This is a genomic window from Sporosarcina sp. FA9 (assembly GCF_051550205.1).
Taxonomy (GTDB): domain Bacteria; phylum Bacillota; class Bacilli; order Bacillales_A; family Planococcaceae; genus Sporosarcina.
Window position 1 is genome coordinate 1,443,470 of the sequence record NZ_CP188819.1, and the last position, 13,027, is coordinate 1,456,496.

12 protein-coding genes are annotated in these 13,027 nt (G+C 38.9%); 11 read left to right on the top strand and 1 reads right to left on the bottom strand.

The annotated features are described in order from the left end of the window. The 11 genes from ACP8HH_RS07015 (at position 1) to hfq (ending at position 12,274) form a co-directional block, all read left to right on the top strand. Positions 1-798 (top strand): TIGR00282 family metallophosphoesterase, encoded by a 798-nt coding sequence (locus ACP8HH_RS07015; protein WP_438317802.1) that lies wholly within the window; start codon positions 1-3, stop codon positions 796-798. An 86-nt stretch (positions 799-884) separates the two neighbouring features. Beyond that, entirely contained in the window at positions 885-1,151 is a 267-nt protein-coding gene (locus tag ACP8HH_RS07020; RefSeq protein WP_438317805.1) for a stage V sporulation protein S, read from the top strand. A gap of 209 nt (positions 1,152-1,360) precedes the next feature. Beyond that, the gene (miaB, locus tag ACP8HH_RS07025) at positions 1,361-2,911 is read left to right on the top strand and encodes a tRNA (N6-isopentenyl adenosine(37)-C2)-methylthiotransferase MiaB (RefSeq protein ID WP_438317808.1); all 1,551 of its coding nucleotides are present in this window, start codon (positions 1,361-1,363) and stop codon (positions 2,909-2,911) included. Next, on the top strand, positions 2,911-3,342 hold the full coding sequence (locus ACP8HH_RS07030; RefSeq protein ID WP_438317811.1) for a RicAFT regulatory complex protein RicA family protein: 432 nt from the start codon (positions 2,911-2,913) through the stop codon (positions 3,340-3,342). The genes miaB and ACP8HH_RS07030 overlap by 1 nt, the downstream gene beginning before the upstream one ends. A 137-nt stretch (positions 3,343-3,479) precedes the next feature. Beyond that, entirely contained in the window at positions 3,480-4,028 is a 549-nt protein-coding gene (gene cotE, locus ACP8HH_RS07035; RefSeq protein WP_438319058.1) for an outer spore coat protein CotE, read from the top strand. A gap of 168 nt (positions 4,029-4,196) precedes the next feature. After that, a complete protein-coding gene (gene mutS / locus ACP8HH_RS07040; protein ID WP_438317814.1) occupies positions 4,197-6,755 on the top strand; it encodes a DNA mismatch repair protein MutS in 2,559 nt (852 codons plus the stop codon). A 5-nt stretch (positions 6,756-6,760) separates the two neighbouring features. Further along, the gene (gene mutL / locus ACP8HH_RS07045) at positions 6,761-8,563 is read left to right on the top strand and encodes a DNA mismatch repair endonuclease MutL (protein ID WP_438319060.1); all 1,803 of its coding nucleotides are present in this window, start codon (positions 6,761-6,763) and stop codon (positions 8,561-8,563) included. 14 nt (positions 8,564-8,577) lie between these two features. Beyond that, positions 8,578-10,071, top strand: coding sequence for a glycerol kinase GlpK (glpK, locus tag ACP8HH_RS07050; protein ID WP_438317817.1), 1,494 nt, complete (start codon positions 8,578-8,580; stop codon positions 10,069-10,071). An 85-nt stretch (positions 10,072-10,156) separates the two neighbouring features. Then, positions 10,157-11,074: an alpha/beta fold hydrolase gene (locus tag ACP8HH_RS07055; protein ID WP_438317820.1), complete on the top strand. Its 918-nt coding sequence runs from the start codon at positions 10,157-10,159 to the stop codon at positions 11,072-11,074. Next, the gene (gene miaA / locus ACP8HH_RS07060; RefSeq protein ID WP_438317823.1) at positions 11,068-11,991 is read left to right on the top strand and encodes a tRNA (adenosine(37)-N6)-dimethylallyltransferase MiaA; all 924 of its coding nucleotides are present in this window, start codon (positions 11,068-11,070) and stop codon (positions 11,989-11,991) included. The genes ACP8HH_RS07055 and miaA overlap by 7 nt, the downstream gene beginning before the upstream one ends. Positions 11,992-12,049: 58 nt before the next feature. Further along, positions 12,050-12,274, top strand: coding sequence for an RNA chaperone Hfq (hfq, locus tag ACP8HH_RS07065; RefSeq protein WP_438317826.1), 225 nt, complete (start codon positions 12,050-12,052; stop codon positions 12,272-12,274). Positions 12,275-12,319: 45 nt separating this feature from the next. Here the strand turns inward: hfq and ACP8HH_RS07070 are convergent, their stop codons facing one another. After that, on the bottom strand, positions 12,320-12,922 hold the full coding sequence (locus tag ACP8HH_RS07070) for a trimeric intracellular cation channel family protein (RefSeq protein ID WP_438317829.1): 603 nt from the start codon (positions 12,920-12,922) through the stop codon (positions 12,320-12,322). Positions 12,923-13,027 lie beyond the last annotated feature (105 nt).

Sequence of the window (13,027 nt, forward strand, 5' to 3'; positions counted from 1 at the left end):
ATGAAAATTTTATTTATTGGCGACATCGTAGGTTCCCCTGGACGTGAAATGATTTACCGGTATTTACCTCGGTTGAAAAAGAAATACGCCCCAGACGTAGTAATTGTAAATGGTGAAAACGCCGCTTCTGGTAGAGGTATTACAAAGTCGATTTTTGATGATCTACTGCGAGCTGGAGTAGATGTAGTAACGATGGGAAATCATACGTGGGATCAAAAAGAAATCTTTGACTTTATCGATGAAACGGATTATCTTATTCGGCCAGCAAACTTTTCAGACGAAGCACCTGGAAAAGGAATGACAACAATTTCTAGAAACGGCATTACATTATCGATTATCAACTTACACGGTAGAACTTTTTTACCCCCACATGGTGATCCGTTTGAAAAAGCAACAGAACTTGTAAAAGAAGCACAAGAAGTATCACCACTAATCTTTGTAGACTTTCATGCGGAAGCTACAAGTGAAAAAATCGCAATGGGCTGGCATCTTGACGGACTTGCCTCGGTAGTTGTAGGAACGCATACGCACGTCCAGACAGCTGATGACCGCATATTGCCTGGGGGAACCGCCTATTTATCCGATGCTGGAATGACGGGCCCTTATGACGAAATCCTAGGGATGCGAAAAGAGGATGTTCTGTATAGATTCAAAACGAATATGCCGGTACGTTTTGAAGTTCCTAAAGAGGGACGAACACAGTTGAATGGTTTATTTACCGAGGTGGATGATACAACTGGTAAAGCCATTCATGTTGAAAGAGTTTCCATTAACGATGATCGACCATTTCAAAACTAACTTGCGTCTAAACGAACATCTCCTTTCATAGGATGGGTTATGGAGATTTCCGCTCCATAGACATCGAAAAATAAGGGGGAAAAATGGTGAATCCATTAAAAGTATCGTCACGCTCGAATCCGAATTCTGTTGCTGGCGCACTCGTCGCAGTAATACGAGAACAGGGGTATGCTGAAATGCAAGCAGTTGGAGCGGGTGCGTTAAACCAAGCGATAAAAGCAATTGCGATTGCAAGAGGATTTGTAGCACCAAGTGGAGCTGATTTGATATGTGCTCCTGCATTCACCGATATAACAATTAACGGCGAAGGACGGACAGCGCTAAAGCTCCTTGTTGAAAAACGAACACGCTGATATCATATTTTAAGATCAATAGAAATATAAAAACCATGGGAAATAAATTTCCCGTGGTTTTTTATATGCAATTGTTTACCACTTTACATGAATTGAACTGTGACAAAGTACCGACAATCAAGTCTCTTCTTGTACAGTGGGCCGACAGTTACGTATAATGAATTTATGAATATAAACTTCCCAAAAAGAAAAGGGAAAGGGGAATCGTTATGAATGAAGAACAACGCTTAAAATCAGGACTGATAAAGCCGGATCTTTCACCAGGCCTAGGTGATAAAGAAAAAGACTACAGTCAGTATTTTGAAACGGTATATACGGAACCATCCTTAAAAGACGCGAAAAAACGTGGTCAAGAAGAAATTGCTTATCACGATGACTTTAAGATTGAAGAACGATTTATGGGAATGGGAAAAGGTCGTAAGTTTTACATTAGAACGTATGGCTGTCAAATGAACGAACATGACACGGAAGTAATGGCAGGTATTTTCATGGGCCTTGGTTATGAACCAACAAATACCGTTGAAGATGCCAACATTATATTATTAAATACATGTGCAATCCGTGAAAATGCTGAAAATAAAGTATTCGGCGAACTAGGACATCTAAAACCACTGAAACAAAGAAATCCTGACATATTAATTGGTGTTTGTGGATGTATGTCACAAGAAGAATCTGTTGTGAATAAAATCTTACAAACATACGACCAAGTAGACATGATTTTTGGAACGCATAATATTCATAGATTGCCTCATATTTTACATGAAGCCTATATGTCGAAAGAAATGGTTATTGAAGTGTGGTCGAAAGAAGGCGACATTATTGAAAACCTTCCAAAAGTTCGTCATGGTAATATTAAAGCATGGGTAAACATTATGTATGGCTGTGATAAATTCTGTACATATTGTATTGTTCCGTATACGCGTGGTAAAGAACGCAGCAGGAGACCAGCAGATATCATTCATGAAATTAGACAACTTGCAGCCGATGGATATAAGGAAATTACATTGCTTGGACAAAACGTCAATGCATACGGCAAAGACTTTGATGATGTAGACTACCTTTTCGGAGATCTGATGAACGATCTACGGAAAATTGAAATTCCAAGAGTGCGCTTCACTACAAGTCATCCACGTGATTTTGATGACGAGCTCATCGCCGTCCTAGCAAAAGGCGGAAATCTTGTCGAGCACATCCATTTACCTGTTCAATCAGGTTCAACATCCATGTTGAAAATTATGGGTAGAATTTATTCACGAGAAGAATATTTAACCCTTGTACAAAAAATCAAGGAAGCCATTCCAAATGTTGCATTGACGACAGATATTATTGTTGGCTTTCCAAATGAAACAGATGAACAGTTTGAAGAAACAATGTCATTATATAAAGAAGTTGGTTTTGAAATGGCTTTCACGTATATTTATTCACCACGTGATGGTACACCAGCTGCAAAAATGAAAGATAATATTCCAATGGAAATTAAAAAAGAGCGTCTTCAAACGCTGAATAATTTAGTCAATGCCTATTCAAAAGAAGCGATGATGAAGTATGAAGGCCAAATCGTTGAAGTTCTTGTTGAAGGAGCTAGTAAGCGTAATGACCAAGTGTTGGCAGGTTATACACGGAAAAGTAAACTTGTTAACTTTGTAGCGCCAAATTCAACAATAGGAAAACTTGTGAATGTAAAAATAACAGCTGCTAAATCATGGTCACTTGATGGTGAATTTATTAGCGTAGTAGAAAAAGAAGAGGTGTTGTTATAATGGAGAAAAAATATTCAAGAGATGAAATTATTGCAAAGGCGCGGGAAATTGCTTTAATGATTGCAAACACTGAGCAAGTTGAATTTTACAAACGTGCAGAAGAACAAATAAATGAAAATCAAAAAGTACGAGAAAACATTGCTAGTCTAAAATCTCTACAAAAACAAGCTGTAAATTTTCAACAATATGGTAAAGAAAAAGCATTAAGCATTATTGAAGGTAAAATAGAAAAAATTCAAAGTGAAATCGATGCAGTTCCTATCGTTCAGGAATTCAAGGACTCACAGGGCGAAGTGAATGATCTTTTACAACTCGTTTCGAATACAATATCAAATGGTGTCACAGATGAAATCATTAAATCTACAGGCGGTGATGTATTACGCGGTGAAACAGGATCATATGTGAAAAATACTACATATGAAAAACTCTAATACATTATGACGAATCGGTAGGAAATTATTTCTACCGATTTTTTCACGCTCTGGGCTCCTTTCGCATAAGATGAATTGAACTAAACGAAGGAGGAATAGAGCTGAAAAATTTACGTCAAATTGTAACTAAGGCAGTTATTGCTAAAGGGAAAAAACGAACTGAGTCAAAAGAGACATTAAAACCGCCAAACAATCCAACGAGTATACTTGGTTGCTGGGTTATCAACCATACTCATCAAGCGAAAAAAAGCGGTAGATATATCGAGGTAACCGGGAAATTCGATATTAATGTTTGGTATTCACACCACGATCATTCAAAGACATCTGTTTTTACTGAATCAATTCCGTACAAGGATAAAATTCGCTTGTCTTACCGCGATGAGCCCACGTCGGGTCAAGAGGATATTCTTGTAAATGTCATGCAACATCCCAATTGTACGGAAGCAATCATTTCGGATTGCGGTGAAAAGTTCATCATTTCAATTGAACGGGAACTGCTTGCTGAAGTGGTTGGGGAAACAAAAGTTGCTATCTCGGTTCATCCGCTTAGCTTTGAAGAAGAATGGCCGTATAATGAGGAATCATCGAACCATCAAGTACATGAACCTGAAAAGAAATCGGCACAAGAACCAGTAAACACTGAAGGGGCCGATCCAAGAAGAGGAAGAGATTCGAAACCATTCTAAAAGCCGGGAAATTTTATCCGGCTTTTTTTTATTTTTTACGAATGTAGCGATTACAATTTATGATAGATTAGTGAGCAAACTAGAGGTGCTTGCACTATTATTCATTTAGTTTGGTATAATAAAGGGAAATCGTAAAAACGAAAATAATTAATGTAGCGAGGTTAAAAAATGACAACACACACACCAATGATCCAACAATACTTGAAAGTTAAAGCGGAGCATGAAGATGCTTTTCTATTTTTTAGATTAGGCGATTTCTATGAACTCTTTTTTACTGACGCAGAAGAGGCCTCACAAATTCTTGAGATTACATTAACAAGTCGCGATGCCAGCAGTGGCAATCGAATTCCGATGTGCGGGGTACCGTATCATGCGGCAGCAGGGTACATCGAGACACTTGTTCAAAAAGGACATAAAGTAGCAATCTGTGAACAAATGGAAGATCCTAGAACGGCAAAAGGCATCGTAAAAAGAGGTGTTGTACGTATCATAACACCGGGCACGATGACGGAAGGAAAAAGCATTGATACGAATACGAATCATTTTATCGGTTCAGCAGATTGTATCGAGGACAAGAGATATGCACTTGCCTATCTTGACTTATCAACGGGCGAAGGAAAAGTACAATATGTAATTGGGGACGAGCGTACATTAATCTCTGAAATTGAAGCACTTGGAATGAAAGAAGTGGTTGTTGGAGAAGGATTGCATATTGCACTAAGCGGCAGTATGAGTAAACGCAATATCGTCCTATCTATCGAGTACGGGGAAGAAATTCCTGAAATAGATGCAAATGTTCCTGCAGATGTAATGGAAGCTTGTAGTAAACTTTTTACATATGTGAAAAAGACACAAAAAAATGCACTGGAACATATACGTCCATTTGAATTCATCCAAAAGCAGGCTCTATTGTCCATTGATGCGAATTCAATGCGGAATTTGGAACTTGTTCAATCCATTCGTAACAGTACGAAAGAAGGGTCCCTTTATTGGCTATTAGACGAAACGGTTACAGCAATGGGTGCTCGAAAATTGAAAATGTGGATTCATCAACCCTTAGCAAATATGAAGGAAATAGAAAAAAGAAACGAAGCGGTAACTGAATTAATCGAAGAATATTTCTTGAAAGATGAGTTGAAAACAAGCTTAAGGGAAGTATATGATCTTGAACGTTTAGCAGGACGAATTTCGATGGGGAGTGCAAACGGAAGAGACCTTGCACAACTTAGAAATTCACTTCGAAAGATTCCGGATATTAAAACAGCACTTGCAAACTCAGGGAGATCATTACTTGGTGAATTTGCCAATCGAATTCATTTATGTGATGAAATTCGTTGTAAACTGGAAGATGGAATTGCAGAAAATCCCCCTTTATCAATTAAAGATGGCGGTGTAATAAAAGATGGTTACCATCAAAAGTTGGATACATATCGCGATGCAGCGAAAAATGGTAAGGTTTGGCTCGCTGAACTGGAGCAAGAAGAGCGTACACGTACGGGTATTAGAACTTTAAAGATAGGATATAATCGAGTATTCGGCTATTATATTGAAATTACGAAATCAAATATTCATTTGGCTGATTTAGAAAGATATGAACGAAAACAAACGCTCGCGAATGCGGAACGTTACATTACACCTGAATTGAAAGAGAAGGAAGATTTAATTTTAAATGCGGAGTCAGAAGGTCTTGATCTTGAATACGATTTATTTAGCACACTTCGCGATGAGATGAAAGTTCATATAAGAGAAATACAAAAGTTAGCATCCGTTTTAAGTGAGTTGGATGTACTTTTAGCATTTTCAACTGTATCCGAAAACCAAAACTACGTAAAACCCATTTTTCATGAAGGAAAAGCGTTAGAAATAAAAAATGGTAGACATCCCGTTGTGGAAAAAATGATGGATCATTCCCTATATGTTCCAAATAATTGTATTTTAACAGATGATGCGAACATGTTGCTTATTACAGGACCAAATATGTCCGGTAAGAGTACATATATGCGTCAAATTGCTCTAACTGTTGTAATGGCTCAAATCGGTTGTTATGTTCCTTGCGACAATGCACTGCTTCCAGTAACCGATCAAATCTTCACTCGAATCGGTGCTGCGGATGATCTGGCATCGGGTCAAAGTACTTTTATGATGGAAATGATGGAGTCCCAACACGCAATTGCCAATGCAACTGAAAAGAGCTTATTATTATTTGATGAAATCGGTCGTGGTACATCAACATATGATGGTATGTCCCTTGCACAAGCAATGATGGAGCATATTCACGATGAAATTGGTGCCAATACACTATTTTCAACTCATTATCATGAACTAACAAATCTTGATAACGAGTTAGCAAGACTTGAAAATGTGCATGTTGCTGCAATGGAGCAAGACGGTAAAGTGGTCTTCTTACACAAAGTGATGAAAGGCGCTGCTGACAAAAGTTACGGAATTTATGTTGCTGATCTTGCGGGACTTCCAGAACCTCTCCTTAAGCGTGCAAAGGAATTATTGGAACGATTTGAAAGTGAAAAAATAACTCCACAACATTCAAATGAGCCAGAGCAATTAGCATTTTTTGATATTCAAAATGAGCTACAAGACTCAATTACCACTGAGGAAAAGGAAGTTCTAAACAACCTACAAGAGAAAGATGTACTCAATATGACACCGTTACTCGCTTTGCAATACGTTTTTGAATTGAAAGAGAAGTTAAGCATTCGGAAAGGATGACCAGCGTGAATATCATCAAAGTGATGGACGATCTATTATCCAATAAAATTGCGGCTGGCGAAGTTGTAGAACGTCCCGCTTCTATTGTCAAAGAACTTGTTGAAAACTCGATTGATGCTGATAGCAGTATTATTGAGATTGCACTAGAAGAAGCAGGTCTTATGAAGATTCGGGTTACAGATAACGGAAAAGGCATGAGTTCGGTTGATGCTGTACAGTCATTTGAACGTCATGCTACGAGTAAGATTATGAATGAGCATGATCTATTTCGAATTCGAACACTGGGCTTCCGTGGGGAGGCCCTTGCAAGTATTGCATCTGTTACAAAGATTAAGTTGTGGACATCAGATGGTGAAAAAACGGGTACAGAAGTTCATATCGAAGGCGGACATTTAATCTCACATACAAACGCGGCTCTTCGAAAAGGAACGGATATTACAGTCTCACAACTCTTTTATAATACGCCTGCACGGCTTAAATACATGAAAACAATTCAGACAGAACTCGGCCATACCATTGGACTTGTAAACCGACTAGCATTGAGTCATCCAGAAATTGCATTTAAATTAACCCATTTTAGTCAAACTATTTTACAAACATCTGGAAGTGGCGATCAACTTCGTGTATTCTCTGATATTTACGGTATCGGTTTGGCGAAAAAAATGATTTCCTTTATTGGAACGAATGCAGACTACAAAGTGAGTGGTTATGTATCCCTACCTGAGCAAACGAGAGCTTCAAGAAATTATATAACATTAATGGTCAATGGCAGATGGGTGAAAAGTTACGCAATCGATAGGGCAATCCTTGATGCATTTCATACGTATTTACCAATCGGGCGCTTTCCGATTGCAATCGTAAACATCATAGGAGATCCCATTCTAACTGACGTCAATGTACACCCTTCCAAGCAACAAATTCGGATGAGTAAAGAAGGGGAATTGTTATCGCTTATACAAGAAGCAATTGGACAAGCAATTCGCAAGAATGTAATTGTTCCTAGTGCAATGAAAAAAGAAAAAATAGTCTCAAAGCCCTCCGAACAGGGAAATCTGTGGAAAAACGTAAATCACGCTCGTCCGACAGTTCCAGCCAACACTACTTTTCAACCGGCAACTCAACCAGCAACGTATAGCGAAGTCGAGAATGTTCCGGTGGAAGATAGTTGGATTGTTAATGAAAGTGCAGTATCAATAGATGAGGTACCAGTTGAACCGGAAAAAAGATTTCCTACACTTTTTCCTGTTGGTCAAGTTCACGGAACCTATATTATTGCTCAAAATGAAGACGGATTTTTTATGATTGATCAGCATGCTGCACAAGAGCGAATTAAATATGAGTTCTTTAGAGATAAATTAAAAGACTCAGATAATAAAGAACTCCAACTTCTTCTTATTCCCCTAATGTTTCACTATTCAGCGGACGACAAGACAAAAATTGAAGAAAGTATGTTTTTATTTGAAGAAGTAGGAATTTTTTTAGAAGAGTTTGGACCTACCTCGTATGTAGTGAAAGAGTTTCCGTCTTGGTTTCCAGAAGGTGAAGAATCCGAAATCATTGAAGAAATAATCGAGCAAGTATTGACTTCCCGGAAGATTGACATTGGCAAACTTCGAGAAGAGGCTGCGATTATGATGAGCTGTAAAAAATCGATAAAAGCAAATCATCATTTAACGCTTGGGGATATGGAACGATTATTAAAAGATCTTTCAGACGCTGAAAATCCATTTACTTGTCCACATGGACGACCGGTTCTTGTTCATTTTACAACTTATGAAATTGAGAAAATGTTCAAAAGAGTAATGTAAAGGGGGGATCTTCAATGGGAGATTACATTTTATCAATCGATCAGGGAACGACCAGTACAAGAGCCATTCTCTTTAACCGTAAAGGCGATATGATACATTCTGCACAGCGTGAATTCAGGCAGTATTTCCCGAAGCCAGGCTGGGTTGAACACAATGCGAACGAAATATGGGGCTCTGTCCTTGCCGTTATTGCTACGGTCCTAACAGAAAGTGGAAAGCGGCCAGAAGATATTGATGGTATCGGCATTACGAACCAACGCGAAACAACCGTCGTTTGGAATAAAAAAACAGGGGTACCCATTTATCATGCGATCGTTTGGCAATCTAGACAAACCCAAGAAATTGTAGATGACCTTAGGGAAGCAGGACATGAAAAAAAGATTCATGAAAAAACAGGACTTAGATTGGATCCGTATTTTTCAGCAACTAAAGTCAGATGGATACTGGATCATGTAAAAGGTGCTCAACAACTTGCGGAAGCAGGGGATTTATTATTTGGAACGATAGATTCGTTTTTAATTTGGAAATTATCTGGAGGAAAAGTTCATGTAACGGATTACTCCAATGCATCTCGGACGATGCTCTATAACATTGGTGAATTGAAGTGGGATTTGGAGCTTTGTGAATTGTTGCAAATTCCACTAATTATGTTGCCGGAAGTACGTCCTTCTTCCGAAATTTATGCGAATACGGATCCAACCATATTTTTCGGTGTGGAAGTTCCTATAGCGGGTGCGGCTGGGGACCAGCAATGCGCTTTATTTGGTCAAGCATGTTTCACAAAAGGAATGGCTAAAAACACATATGGAACAGGCTGTTTCATGCTTCTTAATACGGGCGATAAAATGGTTCGTTCAGATAACGGTTTACTTACTACAATTGCTTGGGGGTTGAACGGTGAAGTTACTTATGCGCTTGAAGGAAGTGTCTTTGTTGCGGGGTCAGCCGTACAGTGGCTTCGGGATGGTCTTCGAATGATCCAAAACTCCTCGGATGCAGAGGCCTATGCAACGCGTATCGCTTCTTCAGAGGGGGTTTATGTTGTTCCTGCCTTTGTTGGGCTTGGAACCCCTTACTGGGACTCTGACGCCCGTGGTGCGGTCTTTGGGATAACTCGTGGCACTGAGAAGGAACATTTCATTCGTGCAACAATTGAATCCCTTGCTTACCAATCAAAAGATGTGCTTCTGACGATGGAAATGGATGCAGGGATGGAAATTGGCATCTTACGTGCCGATGGTGGAGCGGTTGCAAACAAATTTCTTATGCAATTTCAAAGTGATCTTTTGCAGGCAGATGTGGAATTATCCAGATATAAAGAAACGACTGCACTTGGCGCTGCGTATTTAGCAGGTCTTGCAACGGGCTTTTGGAAATCAATTGATGAGGTTGAAACGCTTTGGGCAAAAGAAAAGACGTATTCACCGCAAATGGCAGTGAATGAACGGGATAACTTATATAAAGGTTGGAAGAAAGCTGTCGAGGCGGCACGCGTTTTTAAACTTTGACGGATTCAGTCTGCTAGTTGGATAAACTTTGAAGTAATTGAACATAATGCTATGAGATAGGGAGCTATAAAGGGGGGCTGAAATAATGAAAGAAATGTCATTGCAAATGTCGGATGGTTTCTCAATTTATGCGTACGTTATGGAACCTAAGGGAATACCAGTAGGTCATCTTCATATACTCCACGGTATGGCCGAACATAGCCGAAGGTATATTGAGTTTGCAACTGAGTTCGTAAAAAAGGGATATATTGTTTCGAGCCACGATCATAGGGGGCATGGGAGAACGTCTAAAATCAATGGTATCCAAGGATATATTGCTGAACATAGTGGCTTTGAGCGCATGATCGATGATGCATTTGAAATCGTCACGTTTTTTCAAAATATCTATTCCACTCCGAAATTCACCCTGTTTGGTCACAGTATGGGTTCTTTTATTGGTCGGCGTTTTATTCAAAAGTACGGCGATCGAGTTGACTGTGCAGTATTTTCAGGCACTGGAGGAGATCCGGGGTTTTCACGCTACGGCGGAAAAGCACTCGCTCGTGTTCTAGGAAGGACACTCGGTTTTGATCAGCCAAATGAACTGCTCGACAAACTGGTTTTTGGTGGATTTAATCGGAAAATCGATCAGCCCATGACTAAATTTGATTGGCTATCAAAAAATCCGAAAGTTATAGAATCATATATGAAAGACGAATATTGTGGATTTATATCAACGACACAGTTTTTCTCGGATTTATTTGACGGTCTTGGAATTATTCATAAGAAAAAAGAGATTGCAAAAATACGAAAGACATTGCCTATTTTGTTGTTTTCAGGTTTGAAAGATCCTGTCGGCAATTATGGGAAAGCTGTATGGAATGTTGCAAAAGGTTACGATCATGCTGGAATTAAGGATGTAACCGTCATGTTATATGATGAAAGTCGACATGAAGTAGTGAATGATACAAATTCAGAAGAGGTCTTTCAAATGATTTGGGAGTGGATGGAGAGTCGATGTTAAATTATCCAGAAGTCATTGCCATAGTTGGTCCCACCGCGTCCGGTAAAACTGCAGTTAGCATTGAACTAGCTAAAGCAGTAGGTGGAGAAGTGATTAACGGCGATGCAATGCAAGTATATAAAGGATTGGATATTGGAACCGCAAAAATTACTTCCGAAGAAATGGATGGCATCCCACATCATATGTTTGATATTAAAGAGCCAAATGAATCGTTTTCAGTTGCGCAGTACCAGTTTGAAGTTCGTAAGTGGATAAAAGATATTCAAGACCGTGGAAAGATACCTATAATTGTAGGTGGAACAGGGTTATACATTCAGTCTGTATTGTTTGATTTTCGATTTACGGAAGAAGCTTCAAATCCTTTAGTAAGAAAGCGACTTGAAGATGAACTTCTGGAACATGGAAGTGGTGCCTTATACGAGCGCTTGGTTTTTTTAGATCCATTAGGTGCAGAAAAGGTCCATCCTAACAATCACCAACGTCTTGTCCGTGCACTGGAAATAATTGAAGTTACGGGAAGAACTAAGGAAGACCACGAAAACAATGCTGGTAAACGCCCTCTATATAATCATCTTATTATTGGTCTAGATGTGGATCGTGAAATTCTGTACGAACGAATCAATGAACGAGTGGATGCGATGATGCAAAAGGGACTCTTGAAAGAAGCGGAAAACTTATGGAATTTAGGGATTCGAAATGTGCAGTCCGTCCAAGCGATTGGCTATAAAGAGATTTATCTATACTTCGAAGGGAATAGTACATTCGAGGATTCCGTAGAATTAATAAAAAAAAATACTAGGAATTACGCAAAAAGACAATTGACCTATTTTAGGAATAAGTTAGAAATTTCTTGGTTTGATGCTAAAATAGGAACAAAAGCGAAAATTATTGGAATATTAAAGGATTTCAACGATTAAAAGCGAAAGATATAAAAGAGCAAAAAGATAATAGTTTTCCAACAGGAGGAGTTCGCGTATGAAACAGGGGAATTTGCAGGAAGTCGTATTAAATGGATTGAGGAAAAATAACACTTTTGTCACGATCTTTTTAATAAACGGCTTTCAATTGAAAGGACTTATCAAATCTTACGATAATTTCACAGTACTAATTGAAGCTGAAGGCAAACAGCACCTCATCTATAAACATGCAATATCAACATTTCTTCCAGCAAAAAATGTACTATTGAATCCAGAGGAATAACAAATGATAACGGAGTATAGGATGAAAATCCTTACTCCGTTTATTTTACTTCGGAATTGTTCGAAATGGTAATCTCCATTTATAAATAATTGAAAGAATTCGTAAAGTCGTTGTAAGTGTGAGAATAATATACAGTGCTAAATCCCCTTCAAATAGACCAAGGCCAATGACTAGACCGGCAAGTGCTGCCCAACCCCCGTAAATTTCAATTCTAAACACGAGAGGTTTTCTTCCGGCAAGTAGGTCTCTAATAATTCCTCCACCCGAACCTGTCAGGACTGCAGCAACAATTACAGCACTTAATGGAAGGTCAAGTTCTACCGCAAACATTGCTCCTTGAACAGCGAACGCTGCTAATCCAATCGCATCAAAATAGATTCCCCATCTTTCCCAGTGCGACAGCAAACTATGAGTTGATAAAAAGATAATAGTAATTGAAACTAGTGCGACTTTAAATAAAAACCCTTGCTCCCATAATGTGTCCGTGTGAACACCAATAAGTAAATTTCGCAGTGCACCACCACCAAATGCGGTAACAACACCTAATATATATACCCCGAATAAATCGTATTTTTCTTCCATCGCAACAATTGCACCCGAAATCGCAAATGCAATTGTACCAATTAAACTCAAGACATCCCAGGCCAATCGGCTTCCTCCATTTCAAATCATCTAATTAATTTTAACAGAATCGGTAAAACTAGCAACTAGATGTGCATGGAAGATTGACCACAACGAGCAAAGTGATAAGAT